Below are 16,790 nucleotides of genomic sequence, written 5' to 3' on the forward strand. Positions count from 1 at the left end.
AATCATGATTAAGAAAATCTTTGCATTTGCATTTTTGATAATTCTTTCGTTAACATTTAAGGCACAATCTCAACAAGTCACTTTAGGTTTATCTCCCGAAATCAATTTTCCAACGGGTAATGCCTCAAACATGAGCGGTATAGGCTTTGGCGGTTCACTAAAAGCCGAATTTGGAATTAGCGATAAACATGCCATTACCGCAAACGGTGGCTACAACCTTTTCATTGGTAAAAGATATTTTGGCAGTAGGACACAAAATATTGAATCTATTCCCGCCAAGCTTGGTTTTAAATATTACCCAAGCCCTGATTTTTACGTAGAAGCACAGGCGGGAGCGGCCTTTCATATGGGTGGCTTCTCTAAAACTTCATTTATTTGGTCCCCAGGATTTGGTACTCGTTTTAAAACTGGAAGCGCAAACAATAAAATAGAATTCGGTTTAAGATATGAAGCCTGGACCAATACCAGTTATAATAGCACTGCTAACCTAAAAACTACAAGTTTCGGGTTTATTGGATTAAAGTTAGGTTACGTGTTTGGTTTGTAATTGCCGAATTGTTAAAAATAATGGGCTGTTTTACAATTGTTTGTAATTTTTTTGATAAAATATTGTAACTATTGGCGTAGTTGTTGTGTCTATTGGAGCAATTATTAATTAATACACAAATTTAAATTACGTTAAAAGGTATGAAAAAACTATTATTATCATTAGCGCTAGTTGCAGGCCTAGGATTGGCTGCCAATGCACAAACAGAAGGTGCAGTTAAAAAATTAAGCATAGGTGCTGAATTTGGTTTCCCTACAGGAGATAACTCTAAAGACAATATGATTGTTGGTGGTTCGTTGCAATATGAGCACCCAGTTGCACAATCATTCAACATCACACTTTCTGGTGGTTATTCGTCTAGAATGATTACTGGCGATACTAAAAAAGCTTTAGAGGCATTTGGTGCAAAAACTAGCTATGGTTATGTACCAGTAAAAGCAGGCGGTAAATACTATTTTGGTGGTAACTTCTATGGTGCTGCTGAGTTAGGTGCTACTTTTGCTACAACATCAGGTGGCGGTACTGCTTTCACTTATGCTCCAGGCTTAGGTGCTTCATTTTCAATTGCTGATAAATCTAGCTTAGATTTCGGCGTTCGTTACGAAAGCTGGTCTAAAAATGGTACTTCGTCATTTATCGGACTACGTGCAGCTTACGCATTTGGCCTATAATTGAAAAAGAAAGCCCAAAAAGTATAACCTGTAGTTTGTTTTGTATTGAAACTGACTACAGTTAACAAAAAAGTTATAAAAACCCTGACATTGTTAGGGTTTTTTTATTGACTAAATCATTAGTTTTACAAAAACTAATTAGCAATCAAATAATTAAAAAACAAAATGAAAAAAATCCTTCTATTATTAACGCTAGCAGCAGGCCTAAATGTTGCAGTAAACGCTCAAGATAAGCCAGTTTCTTTTGGGGTTAAAGCTGGTTTAGCTTTGCCAAGTATAACAGCTTCTGGAATGGGTATTTCCATAACTACCTCTTCTAAAACGTCATTTTATGTAGGTGCAGTAGCTGACGTCAATATCTCTCCTATTTTCTCCTTCCAACCAGGGTTAACCTATGTGGGTAAGGGCGGAAAATTTGATATTGGCGAAATGGCAGAGGCAATGGGAGCTGACCCATCAGATTTTGAGGGTGTTGACAAAATCACCTTTAATTATTCTTACCTAGAGCTTCCTTTGAATTTGTTAGCAAACTTTAATGCTGGTACAGGAAAGGTCTTTGTTGGCGCTGGTCCTTATGCAGCTTATGCTTTATCTGCCAATATGAAAGCTGGAAATACAAGTGTTGATGCTGAATTTGGTTCTGCGGAAGGACAATTAAAAAGAATGGAGTTTGGTGTAAACTTCTTAGGCGGATATAAATTGAGTAACGGACTAAACTTACATGCAGGTTATGGCATAGGTTTAACCAGCACAGAAAATAGTAGTGACGGTAAAACTAAAAACAAAGTATTTTCTGTTGGTTTAGGCTTTATGTTCTAATAGGAATTATTATAAAACGAAGAGCCCTGGCAATTTTGCTGGGGCTTTTTTGTTTTAACAGATATTGCATAACTTCGGCATCACAATCCAAGGGCATGCTAGCAGTATTCAAAAGAGAGTTATTCAGTTTCCTCAATTCCTTAATGGCCTATATTACCATCGGCATATTTTTATTGGCCTGTGGTTTAATGTTCTGGTTTTTTCCAGATACCTCCATCTTAGAATATGGTTATGCCGAAATGGATGGTTTTTTTGGCTTGGTTCCTTATCTGTTCATGTTTTTGATTTCGGCTATTACCATGCGCTCTTTTGCCGAGGAAAGAAAAGAAGGGACCTATGTGTTATTGGCCACTCGCCCTTTAACTAATTTGCAGATCATCAGCGCAAAATATCTAGCCTGTTTGGTTTTGGTGTTGTTTGCCTTGCTGCCTACCTTAATTTACTGTTACAGCATATCACAATTAGGTTTGCCCAAAGGGAACTTGGATACAGGTGCAATCATTGGTTCGTACATTGGTCTGTTTTTATTGGGAAGTGCTTTCACGGCTATTGGCGTGTTCGCCTCCTCTTTCACGAAAAATCAGGTCATTGCATTTGCCATTTCTGTCTTTTTGTGCTTTTTTGCTTATAGCGGCTTCGACTCCATCAGTAAAATTTCGGCATTTCAAAGTTTCGAAAGCCAGTTGGCCAACTTGGGCATTGCCGAACATTATCAATCCATCAGTAGAGGAGTTTTAGATACTCGAGATGTCGTTTATTTCATTTCCTTTGTCGCCTTATTTTTTGGTTTAACTCATTTAGTGATTGGAGGTAGAAAATGGTAGGGCAAGGAGTAAAGAACAAAGAACAAAGAACAAAGAGGAAGCAAATCGTGAGGTCAATATTGTTTCTCTTGGCATTGATATTAATTAATGTAGCAGCGCAATTCGTCTATACCCGGATAGATTTTACGAAGGAAAAACGCTTCACCTTAACCACCAAAACCAAAGAAATTTTACAGCAGAATAAACATGAGGTCGTAGTAACCATTTATTTGGATGGAGATATGCCTGCAGCATTTAAGCGTTTGCGAAATGCTACCAAAGACATGCTGGCCGATTATAAAGCTTATGCAAAGGCAAACTTCAAAGTAATTTTTGTGGACCCACTTTCGGGGCTTTCCGCATCAGAACAAGATACCGTAATCCAACAACTGTTTGAAGTAGGCATTAAACCTACCAACATCAATATTAAAACAGACGTAGGTTTTTCTGAAAAATTGGTATACCCAATGGCCATGATCGAAAGCAACGGCAAGCGTATGCCAGTAAAGTTATTGCAAAATTTGGGAGGAGAAGCTTCCAATTATGATCAGAGCATTAATAATTCGATTAAAAACTTGGAGTATGTATTCACCTCTTCATTAAAGAAAGTGATTACGGGCTATAATCCGAGAGTTGGTTTTACTGAAGGGAATGGAGAACCAGATAATCGCTATTTGTACGATGCCATCAACACGCTTTCCGATAGTTATGTGGTGGGCCGTGTAAATTTAGATTCTATCACCAAACAAGGCTTAGATAGTTTGAAAATGTTGGTGATTGCCAAGCCGTTAAATGCCTTTACCGAAGCCCAGAAATATAAAATCAATTACTTTGTAATGAAGGGAGGGCAGGTGTTGTGGTCAATAGACCAAGTGAGGATGGCTTTAGACAGTTTGCGTAGCGGCAGGTCATTTATGGCGGGCAATAACATGCTCAACTTAGACGATATGTTGTTCGAATACGGTGCAAGAGTGAATTATAATATCATTGCCGATGTGAACTGTGCTGAAATCCCCGTGGCCATGTCAGGAGGCCCACGTGGCGATATTCAACTGGCCCCTTGGCTTTATTATCCTATTTTATTGCCAGATACGAGCAATAGCGTAGTGAAAAATCTAGATAACGTCAAAGCCGAATTTGCCAGTACAGTAGATACCATTGGCAGTAAAAATGTAAGTAAACACGTCATCTTATCAACTTCGCCCTACAATAAGGTTTACACTTCGCCGAAACTATTTAATCTGCAAATGGTAGAGCAAGAGCCTACCCAGAAGGAGTTCACAAGTATGCCAAAAAGTGTAGGGGTATTGTTGGAGGGAAGTTTTAAATCGGTTTTTTTAAATCGTCCCGTGCCAAAGGGCATTACCGAACATTATGATGTTCCAACGCAGAGCAAGCCAACAAAAATGATTGTGATAGGAGACGGTGATGTTTTCATGAACCAGGTTTCCGCCGATGGTTCGCCTTTCCCTTTGGGTTTTGACAGGTATACGCAACAAAATTTTGGAAACAAGTCATTACTGTTGAATATTGTAGATTATTTTACCAATGAAGATAATCTGATTGCACTTCGAAACAAGGAAATCGCTGTAAGACCATTGGATAAGACGCTTTTACGTACCGAAAAAACAAAATGGCAACTGGTGAATACCGTAGTGCCAATTTTAGTGTTGATATGTTTCGCAATTTTTCAACATTATTATCGTAAACACAAGTATGCAAAGTAAAATTTCATACTTTTGAATCTATATATAACAAACTATGAGATTTATAGTATCTACGTCGACATTATTAAAACATTTACAAACGGTTAATGGTGCTTCGAGCAGCAGCACAGTATTGCCTATCCTAGAAAATTTCCTGTTTGAAATTAAAGAAGGAAATTTGACCATTTCTGCTACCGACTTGCAAACCAGTATGACTACTGCTTTGCCTGTTGAATCAAAAGAAGAAGGAAAAGTTGCCGTGCCATCAAGAATTTTGCTAGACACGTTGAAGACTTTGCCTGATCAGCCAATTACCTTCCATGTAGATGATAATACTTTCGCCATCGAAATCAGTGCCGGTGATGGAAAATATAAATTAAGTGGTGAAAACGGTGACGATTTCCCTAAAATTCCAGTGGTTGACAATGCCTTTTCGGTAAACTTGCCAGCATCGGTATTAAGTGAAGCCATTACCAAAACCATTTTTGCAGTAAGCAACGATGAGCTTCGTCCTGCAATGACAGGCGTTTTTTGTCAATTATCTCCTCAAAATATCACTTTTGTAGCTACCGATGCACATAAATTAGTTCGCTACAGAAGAAACGATACCAAAGCTGATAAAGCTTCATCTTTTATTTTGCCAAAGAAAGCTTTGACTTTGTTGAAAGCAGCCTTGCCAAATAGCGATGTAAATGTTTCAGTAGATTATAACGCTACAAGCGCTTTCTTTAAGTTTGAGAACATCAACTTGATTTGTCGCTTAATTGATGAGCGTTACCCTGATTACGAAGCAGTAATTCCTGCAAACAACCCTAATAAATTAGTAATTGATAGGGCTTTGTTCTTGAATACATTACGTAGGGTGGTTATTTTCGCAAACAAAACGACACACCAGGTACGTTTGAAAATCAACGGAAGTGAGTTGAATATCTCTTCAGAAGATTTAGACTTTGCTAACGAAGCTCATGAGCGTTTGAGCTGCCAATATGATGGCGAAGATTTGGAAATTGGCTTCAATGCCCGTTTCTTAATCGAGATGTTGAATAACCTAAGTGGAGAGGAAGTGACTTTAGAGCTTTCTACACCAAATAGAGCAGGTTTGTTGATTCCTCAAACCAACGATGAGAACGAAGATGTTTTGATGTTGGTAATGCCTGTAATGTTAAACAGCAGCTACTAAACAATTAAAAAATAAACAGCGTTTGCTGGTCATAAAAAAGCTTGAAGTTTATACTTTAAGCTTTTTTTGTTTGTAACTATTTGTAAATAAGTGGTTTGTTGTGGTTCTGTCGAAAATGTCAAAATCGTAAATAGGTGTTTTTTTGCAGGACATATTGCTTATTTTAGCGGAAAATTTAACTACATTGGAAATACTAGATTTATTAATTAAGCTACTTACTGATACTAAAGATACTTTAGTAACGATTATCCAGAATTATAGGACCTGGACCTATCTTATTCTGTTCATCATCATCTTTGCTGAGACAGGATTTGTAGTTACACCTTTTTTACCTGGTGATTCGATGTTGTTTGCCGTTGGAGCGCTTATTGCTGGTGGCGATACAGGTTTGAACATTTGGTTCATGTGCTTTATTTTAACTGCTGCTGCAATTTTGGGAAACTCCCTTAACTATCGTTTAGGAAGATTCTTCGGTGTAAAAGTATTTAAAGAAGAGAATAAAATTTTAAAGTTGAAATACTATCACCAATCGCACGAGTATTTCGAGAAACATGGTTCTAAGGCAATTGTATTTAGTAGATTCTTACCTATTTTCAGAACTGTAGCACCTTTTGTAGCTGGCGCAGCGAAAATGTCTTTTGGGAAATTTACAGTCTATAATATTATTGGCGGCTTTGCATGGATTTTCAGTCTTTCCTTTGCAGGTTATTTATTGGGTAAAATTCCTTTTGTAGAGAAGAATTTCGAGGTAATCATTGTGATTATTGCAGTAGGAACCTTTGCTCCAGTCATTATTGCAGGACTTAAATCCCTTCTTAAAAAGAAAGAGAAAATAGAAGATAGCGAAACGATTTAACAAAAAGGCCCCGAAATGTTCGGGGCCTTTTTGTTGGAGGTAATTTTGTAAATTCAAATATTTTTAAAGCCTAATATGCCTAAACCTCGTAGGTTTTAAAAACCTGCGAGGTTTGTCGCTCTTATTTCTAACTAACTCCGTCATTTCGACGATAGGAGAAATCTAACGGGATGTTTTAAGGCGATTATTTCCTTTTTTAGATTGAAGGTTTCATAGGTTTTCAAAACCTACGAGATTTGTTGCTTAAAAAACTAAAACTCCCTTCCGATTATCTTTCCTTCCTGATATTTTTTATCCGTATTTTCGGCCTGTTGCTTGTCTTCAATAGAAGCCTCAATTCTAATCATGTTTCTTAAGTCTGGCTGTCCGGCATCAACCCAGGCAGAAAACCAGAAAGAACCTACTTTGATAATCGAAGAACGCATTTGGCGCTCCACCATTCCTTTCATCATGTCTTGATAAGCTTTGGTATAGGCTACCGAGTATTGTTTCATCACGTTTTTCCCTCTCATCGAAAAATCGTATTTCTGGTCGGCGGGAAAAGAAGCGTTCAGTTTTGCTTCAAAAGTTAATACGGTATCCACCATGGTGTGCGCTTTTTTAACGATTTTCCAAGCTTCCTTTAAAGGATTTTCGATATAGCTGGCCTTGCCTACCAAAAGGTTATAATCTTTGGCAAATAGTTCAGGAATACGGCTTTCCCAAAAACCATGAATACCGGTTTGGTTGGTGAGCTGTCCGTTGTGATTATTAGTGGTATGCAATGGCACGTGCGCATCAGCTACATAGTGCCCCAAGTCGGCCGAATATCTTAATATCTTTAACGAATCACGTTCTTTAAATGCTCTCACCAAATTGTTGTAAGTACGTTGTATTTGCCATGGAACCATGCCATCGCTGGCAATTTTCTTGGCGCCATATTTGTTTACCGCATCGTTCCATTTTTCGGGGATGCTATCGATGTGCTCTTCATAATTCTCTACATCCAAATAATGTCTGGGTGCTTCAGCGGTATCCGCATATCTTCTTTTGTCAGGGTCAATGGCATGCTCAGTAATGTACTTGTGGTTGTTTTTGTAAAAGCCAACCATACCTTCTGGAAGGGTGAATATCGCCAGTTGGTTAATCCGCTTATGCGCAAAAAAGCCCCAAGAAGCGCATAAAATTACGGTACCGAAGAGCAGCAAAAAAATAGACAGCTTTTTCATTGTGGGGAATATCAGAAGGTGAAATTTATTTTTTAATAAAAATAGCAAAAACACTTACTTATAGTTAAAACCTGACAATTTTTTGTCAACCTTTATAAGCCTTTGCTCTTGCCAAAATACCTATATTTGTCCCAAAATATAAATCTTATGCAAGAAATAAAGAAATATGTAGAAGATAACAAGCAACGTTTTTTAGACGAGCTTTTTGAGTTGTTGCGTTTTCCTTCGGTGAGTGCAGATCCAAAATATAAAGGAGATGTGTTAAAAACCGCTGATTTCGTTGCTCAAAAATTGAAAGATGCTGGTGCTGATAACGTGGAGATTTGTGAAACTGCTGGATATCCAATTGTATACGGAGAGAAGATTGTAGATGCTAGTTTGCCAACCGTTTTAATTTATGGTCACTATGACGTGCAGCCGCCAGATCCATTGGAATTATGGAAGACTCCTCCTTTTGAGCCTACTGTACGCGATGGTAAAATTTATGCCCGTGGTGCCTGTGATGATAAAGGTCAGTTTTATATGCACGTTAAAGCGTTTGAATTAATGATGCGGACCAATACTTTGGCCTGTAACGTTAAATTCATGATAGAAGGAGAAGAAGAAGTTGGTTCTGCTAACTTGGGCATTTTTGTTAAAGCAAATGCAGAGCGTTTGAAAGCTGATGTAGTGTTGATTTCTGATACTTCGATGATCAGCATGGAAAACCCATCTATTGAGACAGGCTTGAGAGGTTTGGCCTACATGGAAGTAGAAGTAGTAGGTCCTAATAGAGATTTACACTCTGGGGTGTATGGTGGCGCGGTAGCAAATCCAGCAACTATTCTTTGCAAAATGATTGCTTCTTTGCACGATGAAAATAACCATATCACCATTCCTGAGTTTTATGATAAAGTAGTAGAGCTAACCGATGCTGAAAAGCAAGCATTAAATTCTGCACCGTTCGATTTGGAAGAGTATAAGAAAGATTTGGATATTGATGCAGAGTGGGGCGAAAAAGGCTATTCTACTTTGGAACGTACAGGCACTAGACCAACTTTGGAAGTAAATGGTATTTGGAGCGGCTACATAGGCGAAGGTGCTAAAACCGTACTGCCAAGCAAAGCAAATGCTAAAATTTCTATGCGTTTGGTACCTAACCAAAATTCAGATGAAATCAGTGAGATTTTTGCTAAGCATTTTGAAAAGATTGCGCCAAAAGGAGTAAAAGTTACAGTTACGCCACATCACGGAGGTGAGCCAGTGGTTACCCCAACGGACAGCGTAGCTTATCGTGCTGCTGAAAAAGCAATTGAAGATAGCTTTGGCAAAAAGCCAATTCCTACACGTGGTGGCGGTAGTATTCCAATTGTGGCTTTGTTTGAAAACGTATTAGGGATTAAATCGGTATTATTTGGCTTTGGATTAGATAGCGACGCGCTACACTCGCCAAATGAGAAATATGATATCTATAATTACTATAAAGGAATTGAAACATTGCCTTTATTCCATAAGTATTATGCAGAACTAAATAAGTAAGACCTATTTTCTGTAATAAAGAAAGCCTTCCTGCTAAGATGCGGGAAGGCTTTTTTTGTTGGTGATGGTGTTTTAGAAGGTAATCTTGATGATTTGTTAATGTTGCCTTTATAACCTAAGGATAAATTCGCCGCCAATCTCATTCTTATTGTGGAGGATATTATCCGATGTAGAAATTAATTTTTTCATCAAGATGCATTTTGTTAACTTTCCAAACAACTTTTAATTTGTTTCAAATGGTTGCTTATTCTGTTTTTTCTTCAGTTGTTTATAAGAAAAGGATATTAATCCTTTATTCTTTTTTATGTCTGTCTTTGCTTGGCTTCGCTGCTAACCACTTTAACTTTTTTCAAACCCATCAAGCTATTGTTGCTGCGCAGGCCGAGGACGATCAATATTTCAATATCGCAGTGTTGGCAGATACGCAATATTACACTGGTGAGCGATATGGTGGAAATATGAATATGTTCTACGATCAGATAGATTGGATTATTGCCAATGCTGAAAAGGAAAGAATAGCTTATGTGGTGCATGTAGGAGATATTACCGATCAAGGCGATAAGTTGCCGGAACAATGGGACAGGGCAAAAGACGCCATGTATCGTTTGGAAAGGCCCTTGCCTGGATTGCCGTATGGCATTCCATATGGGGTGGCAGTGGGTAACCACGATGTAAGGCCCAATGGCGATCCAAATGGAAGTAAGATAGGATATACCAAATATTTTGGGCGTAAGCATTTTGAAGGCAGACCGTATTACGGTGGTGCTTACGATAACTCAGATGCTAACGATAACCACTACGACCTTTTTGAGGCAAATGGCGAAAAATTTATTGTGCTCTATCTGATATTTAATGACCCTAATAAAAAGGAACACTATGATGCGGCTTTAGAAGAAAAGGTACATAACTGGGGAGCAGATGTGTTGGCTAAACATGCGGATAGGAAAGCAATTGTGGTAAGTCATAACATTCTTAGGCCTGATACCACTAGCGGAAGTAATTTTAGAGCCGGGGTAGGTGCTGCGCCTAAGCCTGGTAATTTCACCAAACAGGGAAATCGTATCATCAATAAGTTTAAACATTCGCCAAATGTATTCATGATGCTTTGCGGACATGTGAGTGGCGAAGCCATGAGAGAAGTAAAGTTTGAGGGACGTACCATTAAAGTTTTATTGACGGATTACCAAGGAAGAAGAAATCCGGAATATACCGATAAAGATAGGAACGGTGGTAACGGTATTCTACGTTTGATGAAGTTTAACCAAAGTAAGCAAGTATTGAGCGTGAGGACTTTTATTCCTCAAAAAGATAAAATTTTAGAAGAAACTGACGAGGATAGTAATTTCTCTGTGCCGCTTTACAACTAATTTGTCATGACTAAATGTGAAAATATTGGAAAGGTTTGCGTTCTATTTGCTCTGCTGTTTGTTTCTCCAGCGGTTGCGCAAGTGAAAAAACTGAATACCTTTTCCATTGCTTCAACCAAGGAGTTAAAGGATTTTTTTAAGTATACGCCAGACCGTATTCCTTTAGTCTGTGGCCATCGAGGTGGAGCGCAGGAGCTCTATCCCGAGAATTCAATTGCTGGGTTGGAATATATACTTTCTAAAATTCCAGCATTTTTTGAGGTGGACCCTAGGCTCACTAAGGATAGCGTAGCGGTTATTTTGCATGATGCAACACTCGATAGAACGACCAATGGCAAAGGCAAGCTTTCTAATCATACCTGGGAAGAAATAAAGAAATTGAAGCTTAAGGATAAAGACGGAAAACTAACCAATTACGGTGTTCATACCTTGGATGAAATGCTGCAATGGACAAAGGGTAAAACTATTTTGATGATTGATAAAAAGGACGTGCCTTTAGAGCAGTTATATAAGATCATTAAAAGAAATAAAGCCGAAAGTAGCGTGTTGATTTCTGCCTATGAGCCTGCCGAAGCTGCCTTTTACTACGGAAAAGATAAAAATCTCATGTTCGAGGTTTTTGTGAGCAACGAAGAAAGATTGAAGGCCTATGAAGATATAGGGGTTCCAAACGAAAATATGGTAGCTTACGTTGGCCAGCCGAAAAAGAAATCATTTTATGAACTGATGCACCGTAAAGGGATGATGGTTTTTGTATATACCGCCAAGGTGATGGAGAAAGAAAAAGACGAAGCCATTAGGCTACAATCTTATAAAAACACAATAAAAGGTGGCGCCGATATTCTTTTAAGTGATAGGGCGTTAGAGGCCTATGAGTCCATTAGAGAATTTGCTCCATTGAAAAGCGTAAAAAGTAAATTCATCAGGTCCAATCTTTAAAAGCTTTGTCAATCTGTTTGGTTGCTGAGACTGACAAAGCTTTTTTTGTTATTTCATCGAAGCCGTAAGGTCTTTCGGACGAATCATCGTTTCGCTGTAAATATTCCCAAACCTATCCGTTACCCTAATTTCAATAGGAGTGGTGGCGCTATTGGCTTTTGCTTTAAAAAAATGGGCTGAATTGGTTGTCACAAAATCTTCTGTCGGTTCTGCATTGGCGTTTAATCGGAGCGCTTCGTAAGAGATGATGTGTAATGGATCCAGGGTTCTTACTCTGCTGACACCCAAAGACGTACCGTTTTCAAATATCTCTACTTTCCATTTTTTATCAAATCCCCAAACGTTTACCAGAATTTCATTATTGGTGTTAGGGGTAGCGTAAGTACCTGCGTAAGGTTTTAATTGCTCGTCGGTGCTTTTAGGTGCATATTTGGCAGCAGTAATATGTACTTTATTCAAATCATAAGCTCTGAACTGGTAGTTTTCCTGTTCTCCGATAGATTTGTATAACCATTGATAGTTTTTGTCATTAAATTTCCAGATACCGTAGCCACCAGGTGCACCATCTTTACAAATATGATTGTTGGCGTAGCCACTCCTTCCTGTCCACCACCAAGTAGCGCAAATAGCGCCCGAATTGTGTTCCATTAAATTACTGTTGTTCTCGTAAGCATAGCAAACGTGTGTGTGCCCCGTAATGACATTCACATCTGTAAATTCAGCAAGTGCATTGATGAATTCCGTGGAATTGTTCAGTCGTAAAGAAGCGGTTTCGTTTTGACCGCTCAATGTTGGCGAGTTGTTGAGCTGTATGTGCATGGCAACGACAATAGGAGTCGACTTGTCGGTAATTGTTGCCAGGTCCTTTTTGAGCCAGGCCATTTGATCGGCTACAATCACGCCATTATAATCTCTATCACCTACTACACCTTGAGAGGCTCCTTTGTTCAGGTATTGGATGTTATCGAGAACAATATAGTGTATTTTGCCAATGTTGAAGGAATAATAGGTAGGGCCAAGACTAGTTCTAAAAGCTGTTTCTGCCTGCCAGTCTGCGTTAACGTAGGGGTCGTTATCATGGTTGCCCATGGTGTGGAAAACAGGAACATTAACAGTTTTAATTAAGTTGAGATATTGGCTGAAGCTGTAATTGTTGGAGTACCAATAGGCATCCCAAGTCATATCGCCCAGGGTAAGTGCGTAAACTTTGTAGCCTTCGTTTTTGTATTTAGTGATAGATTTGGCAGCATCGGTTAAAAAGCCATTTTGAAATTGGGAAACGTCATCGTTTCTATTCGCAAGGTGCATATCGCCAAGGGCCAGCATCACATGTTTGTCGTTGTTAACAGCTTTCAATTCAAAATCAACTGTTTCTGCGGTGTTGGCGTCACTAGTGAAGTTTTTGTAAAAAACAGGAAGTACATTATTGACATTGCTTACTTCATATCCGCTTGGTATGGAAACAAACACAAAGTTTTTATTTTTCTTGGAGGCAAGATAGTAAACGCCATTTTGGTCCGTCTTGGTAACTTCTACACCGTCTGATACAATTACATTTGCCAAGCCAATACCTGCGGCATAAACACTTCCTTTTACAGTCATCCCGGCAACGTCGGGAATGTTTTTGAAAGGAACTTCTATAGTGCTCGAGCCCAGCGATAGGCTTTGGTTCCCCCTTGTTATTGAAATTCGATAGCTGTTTGTTGTGAAGTTGGCAGGGATAGTGAAAGTGCAGTTGTTGCTGGTTGTGGCTTTAAGTGGAATGGTAAAGTTTTTGGTAGCGTCCGTTAGTGCAACAAAAATAAGCTGGTCACCCATGGCAAAGCCGCTGCCTTGAAAAGAGAAATCGGTATTGGTCGAAAAAGTTAGCCTGTTTGGGATATTGAGTCCGTTTATTTTGAGGGTGTTATCCTCCGGGATAGGTGTTGGTTTGGTAGGCTCTGGCTCTTTTGATTTTTTGCAGCCAAAAACAGTAAGGCTAATTCCCGCTACGGTAGTGGTAACAATAAAGTCTCTTCTCGATAGATGGCTTTTTCCGCGTTTTTCTTTTTTATTCATGAGTGCTTTTATTTGGTTCTTAGTATAAGCGTGTTGTTAAACTAAAATAACAAATAAAAACTTTTTAAATTAATTTTAGTTATTTTTAGTTTCGATTTAATGATTTTTTAATTTTAAGTTGTTTTAATATATTTATTTTGTGTAATACCGAAACAATTTATTAATATTAAGTAAATCTTAATTGTGTAAACTTGGTCAGCTTGGTTTTGGTGGTTTTTTGCCATTTTAAGGTTTTTGGATAAAATACGTGTTGGATTGAAGTAGAGGTGGCGGGGACTAAAGTTGAAGAAGATAACAGTGGGGTATTAATAATGATTAAATATTGATTTGTTTTATTTTTTATAGGTTAAATTTTATTTTCATTTATTTAATTTTAGTTAAAATGAACAGCCAAACCATCGAACACAACATATAAACTATAAAGTATGATGACGAAATCCTTTTTCAGAAAACAATTTTTGATATTAGCCTTGTCTCCTTTGGCGGTCTTTGCTCAAAAAAGTGAAATCAATGTTTTGAAATTCAAAAATGTGCAAGAACTTAAAGCCTTCTTTAAACATGGGAAAAACAATTTTCCAATCATTAGTGGTCACCGTGGGGGAATGACTAAAGGATTTCCAGAGAACTCCATGGAAACTTTTGCCAATACGCTAAAATACATGCCATCATTTTTCGAAATCGATCCTCGACTGACGAAGGATAGTGTAGCGGTATTAATGCATGATGCAACTTTGGAAAGAACAACTAATGGTACAGGAAAGCTATCGGATTATACTTACGCGGAAATCCAGAAGCTTAGATTAAAAGACCCCGAAGGGAATGTGACCGATTGCAAAATCCCTACATTGAAAGAAGCTATTTTGTGGAGCAAGGGTAGAACAGTGATGAATTTAGATAAAAAGGATGTGCCACTTGAAATGACCGCTCGCATTTTGAAAGAATGCAATAACGAAGCGGTAATGCTGACCGTTCATAATGCTAAGCAAGCTAAATTCTATTTGGATCAAAATCCTAATTGGATGCTTTCCGTGCATATTAAAACTAAAAAAGCATATGATGAATATGTGAAGGCAGGTATTCCGTGGGGAAGCATTATTGCCTATATAGGGCCGGAGTATACTCCAGAGAATAGGGAATTAATGAAGCTTTTGCAGGAAAAAGGCGTAATGGTCATGATTTCATCAGCGCCAACCTTTGATAAATTGCCAACCCCACAAGAAAGAGCCAAGGCTTACTTAGAAGTTTTTAAAGGTGGTGCCGATATTTTAGAATCGGATCTGCCCGTAGAGGTTGCGGAAGCAATTAAAAATACGGTGCCGAAAAATACACCGCAACATAAATACTTAGGAAAAGCTAAGCTTTAAGCTATTGCATTAAAAATGAAGGGAGTGAAGTTTAGGCAATAATCACTTTCACTCCTTTTTCTTCTAGTTGTTGTACCACTAATTCAGGTACTTTATCATCGGTGATGATGTACGATACTTGCTCAAAGGTGCAAACTTTGCCCAAACCTCTTTTGTCAAATTTAGTGCTGTCTGCCAAAATAACAACGGTTTGAGCGGTTTCAATCATTTTTTGATCTAAAGCCGCTTCCGCTAAATTGGTAATAGAAAAGCCAAAATCAAGATCAATGCCATCTACGCCCAAAAAAACAATCCCGCAAGAAATTTCTTCCAATATTTTTTCTGCAAAATTTCCTGCAACGGAGGAAGAATTGGATCGGATCATACCACCTAACTGAAGTACTTCAACATTGTTCCTGTTGCATAATTCCAAGCCCACCTTTAGGGCAGGAGTAATCACAGTAATATGTTCGGTAGGATTTAAAAATCTGGCAACTTCAAAAACGGTAGACCCAGAGCCTATGGTAATGGAATCGGTATTTTTAATGAGCTTTAATGCTGCTTTGGCAATGCGTTGTTTCTCATCAGCATTAATGAGTTCTTTTTCATAAATGCTTCTTTCACTGGCATAAGGGTTTTTGATAGAACCGCCGCCTCTTGTTCTAAAGAGAAGGTTTTTGTCTTCTAACATTTTCAAATCCTTTCTGATGGTTACACCAGAAACTTTCATCAGGTCAATTAGTTCAATAATGCTAACCTTCCCGTCTTCTTTTAGTTTTTTGAGGATATATTCGTGTCTGTCAGTGATGTTCTTCATTCCAAAATGGTTTGGCGCTAATATATCATTTATTGTTGCATAAAAAAAGCGCTGCACCTTGTAGGCACAACGCTCATCTTAATCAATTGCTGAAATTATTTGCTCTTTGCGTAATCAGCTCCGTTTCTTTTTTCTACTTCAGTTTTAGCCGCTTTGAAATTGCTGGTGTTTAAAGTAGCTAATTCGTTGGTAGAGATAGAGTGAAATTGGGTGCTGCCATTTAATTTTAGAGAGCATTCATTACTTAACTTAGTGTAGATGCTTTCTGTTTTAGAACTAATGTCGGCTTTTGCGTCATCTTGTAAGATAATTTGTAGGTGCTGTACATTAAGTGTGTTTTTGGTTTTTACTACTGCATTGCCCGAAACATCAATTCTTGAAATGTCGCCTACATACAAGGTAATTTTTGCAGTCTCAGAATTTTTTTTGGTTGATACTTGGATAGCATCGTCAGTGCTGTAAACTCTGGCTTTAGTAGTGCCCTCGTTCGTGTATAGTTTTTTGCTCTCGTGGTCTTGTACAAGTGTTACTTCTACGTTTCCAGAAATGATCAATTTCTTAGGTGTTTGTTGGTCGTTGTATTTATAGATAGTTGTAGTAGGGTTTTTTACTACTTCTGTAGCGTTAACTGTTGTAGTGCTGATGGCTAAAGCTAAAATCCCGATAGCAAATAGCGAAGTTGTTCTTTGTTTCATAATTGATTTGTGTTTTTTGTAATTAAGACGCAAGTCAGTATAAAACGTTGCATGCAACGTTGCTACTTTCGACAAACTCCCGATTTTTTTCGACGAAACTCCGAAAAGCTTCGTAGATTGTTAAGGATTTGTTAAAATTAGGTTGCCATTTAGCGGGTGTTCAGCAGTTAAATTTAACAAAGCTAGTTGTGTATTTAGCCGCAGATGCACAGATTTTGTCTTTAACTTTTATCGATATTTCATATGTGAATTTGTGACAAGAT

The 16,790-nt window shown here is 38.2% G+C and carries 15 protein-coding genes; 11 read left to right on the forward strand and 4 right to left on the reverse strand.

Annotation, left to right across the window (positions count from 1 at the left end; all coding sequences use genetic code 11):
• The first annotated feature begins 4 nt into the window (after positions 1–4).
• From ABDV71_RS07345 to ABDV71_RS07375, 7 genes are all read left to right on the forward strand, one after another.
• Positions 5–547, forward strand: a complete 543-nt coding sequence (locus ABDV71_RS07345; protein WP_343531799.1) for a hypothetical protein — start codon at positions 5–7, stop codon at positions 545–547.
• Between the two features lie 140 nt (positions 548–687).
• Complete coding sequence (locus ABDV71_RS07350; protein ID WP_343531800.1) at positions 688–1,218, forward strand: hypothetical protein; 531 nt, start codon at positions 688–690, stop codon at positions 1,216–1,218.
• Positions 1,219–1,383: 165 nt separating this feature from the next.
• Positions 1,384–2,037, forward strand: coding sequence for a porin family protein (locus ABDV71_RS07355; protein WP_343531801.1), 654 nt, complete (start codon positions 1,384–1,386; stop codon positions 2,035–2,037).
• Positions 2,038–2,132: 95 nt separating this feature from the next.
• On the forward strand, positions 2,133–2,861 hold the full coding sequence (gldF, locus tag ABDV71_RS07360) for a gliding motility-associated ABC transporter permease subunit GldF (RefSeq protein WP_343531802.1): 729 nt from the start codon (positions 2,133–2,135) through the stop codon (positions 2,859–2,861).
• On the forward strand, positions 2,855–4,567 hold the full coding sequence (gene gldG, locus ABDV71_RS07365) for a gliding motility-associated ABC transporter substrate-binding protein GldG (protein WP_343531803.1): 1,713 nt from the start codon (positions 2,855–2,857) through the stop codon (positions 4,565–4,567). Before gldF ends, gldG begins: the two co-directional genes overlap by 7 nt.
• Positions 4,568–4,601: 34 nt before the next feature.
• Complete coding sequence (gene dnaN / locus ABDV71_RS07370; protein ID WP_343531804.1) at positions 4,602–5,726, forward strand: DNA polymerase III subunit beta; 1,125 nt, start codon at positions 4,602–4,604, stop codon at positions 5,724–5,726.
• A 190-nt stretch (positions 5,727–5,916) separates the two neighbouring features.
• Entirely contained in the window at positions 5,917–6,582 is a 666-nt protein-coding gene (locus tag ABDV71_RS07375; protein ID WP_343532207.1) for a VTT domain-containing protein, read from the forward strand.
• Between the two features lie 251 nt (positions 6,583–6,833).
• Here ABDV71_RS07375 and ABDV71_RS07380 read toward each other — a convergent pair whose 3' ends face one another.
• Positions 6,834–7,790: a zinc dependent phospholipase C family protein gene (locus ABDV71_RS07380; RefSeq protein WP_343531805.1), complete on the reverse strand. Its 957-nt coding sequence runs from the start codon at positions 7,788–7,790 to the stop codon at positions 6,834–6,836.
• 147 nt (positions 7,791–7,937) lie between these two features.
• On the opposite strand from ABDV71_RS07380, the gene ABDV71_RS07385 reads away from it, so the two are divergent.
• From ABDV71_RS07385 to ABDV71_RS07395, 3 genes are all read left to right on the forward strand, one after another.
• Positions 7,938–9,308, forward strand: coding sequence for a dipeptidase (locus tag ABDV71_RS07385; RefSeq protein ID WP_343531806.1), 1,371 nt, complete (start codon positions 7,938–7,940; stop codon positions 9,306–9,308).
• Positions 9,309–9,622: 314 nt separating this feature from the next.
• A complete protein-coding gene (locus ABDV71_RS07390; RefSeq protein ID WP_343531807.1) occupies positions 9,623–10,675 on the forward strand; it encodes a metallophosphoesterase in 1,053 nt (350 codons plus the stop codon).
• Between the two features lie 6 nt (positions 10,676–10,681).
• The gene (locus ABDV71_RS07395) at positions 10,682–11,614 is read left to right on the forward strand and encodes a glycerophosphodiester phosphodiesterase family protein (protein ID WP_343531808.1); all 933 of its coding nucleotides are present in this window, start codon (positions 10,682–10,684) and stop codon (positions 11,612–11,614) included.
• A 48-nt stretch (positions 11,615–11,662) separates the two neighbouring features.
• Here ABDV71_RS07395 and ABDV71_RS07400 read toward each other — a convergent pair whose 3' ends face one another.
• Complete coding sequence (locus ABDV71_RS07400) at positions 11,663–13,672, reverse strand: calcineurin-like phosphoesterase family protein (RefSeq protein ID WP_343531809.1); 2,010 nt, start codon at positions 13,670–13,672, stop codon at positions 11,663–11,665.
• A gap of 425 nt (positions 13,673–14,097) precedes the next feature.
• On the opposite strand from ABDV71_RS07400, the gene ABDV71_RS07405 reads away from it, so the two are divergent.
• Positions 14,098–15,036, forward strand: a complete 939-nt coding sequence (locus tag ABDV71_RS07405; RefSeq protein ID WP_343531810.1) for a glycerophosphodiester phosphodiesterase family protein — start codon at positions 14,098–14,100, stop codon at positions 15,034–15,036.
• 31 nt (positions 15,037–15,067) lie between these two features.
• Here ABDV71_RS07405 and ABDV71_RS07410 read toward each other — a convergent pair whose 3' ends face one another.
• Together ABDV71_RS07410 and ABDV71_RS07415 are read right to left on the reverse strand one after the other, a co-directional pair.
• A complete protein-coding gene (locus ABDV71_RS07410; protein WP_343531811.1) occupies positions 15,068–15,832 on the reverse strand; it encodes a DeoR/GlpR family DNA-binding transcription regulator in 765 nt (254 codons plus the stop codon).
• A gap of 95 nt (positions 15,833–15,927) precedes the next feature.
• On the reverse strand, positions 15,928–16,527 hold the full coding sequence (locus tag ABDV71_RS07415) for a DUF2807 domain-containing protein (RefSeq protein WP_343531812.1): 600 nt from the start codon (positions 16,525–16,527) through the stop codon (positions 15,928–15,930).
• Between the last annotated feature and the right edge of the window lie 263 nt (positions 16,528–16,790).

The sequence above is a fragment of the Pedobacter sp. genome (assembly GCF_039594775.1).
GTDB lineage: Bacteria > Bacteroidota > Bacteroidia > Sphingobacteriales > Sphingobacteriaceae > Pedobacter.

Bases quoted from the DNA above. Each gene is read 5' to 3' on its own strand.
- gldG (WP_343531803.1), top strand. From the start codon at position 2,855: ATGGTAGGGCAAGGAGTAAAGAACAAAGAACAAAGAACAAAGAGGAAG.
- ABDV71_RS07355 (WP_343531801.1), top strand. From the start codon at position 1,384: ATGAAAAAAATCCTTCTATTATTAACGCTAGCAGCAGGCCTAAATGTT.
- ABDV71_RS07385 (WP_343531806.1), top strand. From the start codon at position 7,938: ATGCAAGAAATAAAGAAATATGTAGAAGATAACAAGCAACGTTTTTTA.
- dnaN (WP_343531804.1), top strand. From the start codon at position 4,602: ATGAGATTTATAGTATCTACGTCGACATTATTAAAACATTTACAAACG.
- ABDV71_RS07345 (WP_343531799.1), top strand. From the start codon at position 5: ATGATTAAGAAAATCTTTGCATTTGCATTTTTGATAATTCTTTCGTTA.
- gldF (WP_343531802.1), top strand. From the start codon at position 2,133: ATGCTAGCAGTATTCAAAAGAGAGTTATTCAGTTTCCTCAATTCCTTA.
- ABDV71_RS07395 (WP_343531808.1), top strand. From the start codon at position 10,682: ATGACTAAATGTGAAAATATTGGAAAGGTTTGCGTTCTATTTGCTCTG.
- ABDV71_RS07400 (WP_343531809.1), bottom strand. From the start codon at position 13,672: ATGAATAAAAAAGAAAAACGCGGAAAAAGCCATCTATCGAGAAGAGAC.
- ABDV71_RS07350 (WP_343531800.1), top strand. From the start codon at position 688: ATGAAAAAACTATTATTATCATTAGCGCTAGTTGCAGGCCTAGGATTG.
- ABDV71_RS07415 (WP_343531812.1), bottom strand. From the start codon at position 16,527: ATGAAACAAAGAACAACTTCGCTATTTGCTATCGGGATTTTAGCTTTA.
- ABDV71_RS07380 (WP_343531805.1), bottom strand. From the start codon at position 7,790: ATGAAAAAGCTGTCTATTTTTTTGCTGCTCTTCGGTACCGTAATTTTA.
- ABDV71_RS07410 (WP_343531811.1), bottom strand. From the start codon at position 15,832: ATGAAGAACATCACTGACAGACACGAATATATCCTCAAAAAACTAAAA.
- ABDV71_RS07405 (WP_343531810.1), top strand. From the start codon at position 14,098: ATGATGACGAAATCCTTTTTCAGAAAACAATTTTTGATATTAGCCTTG.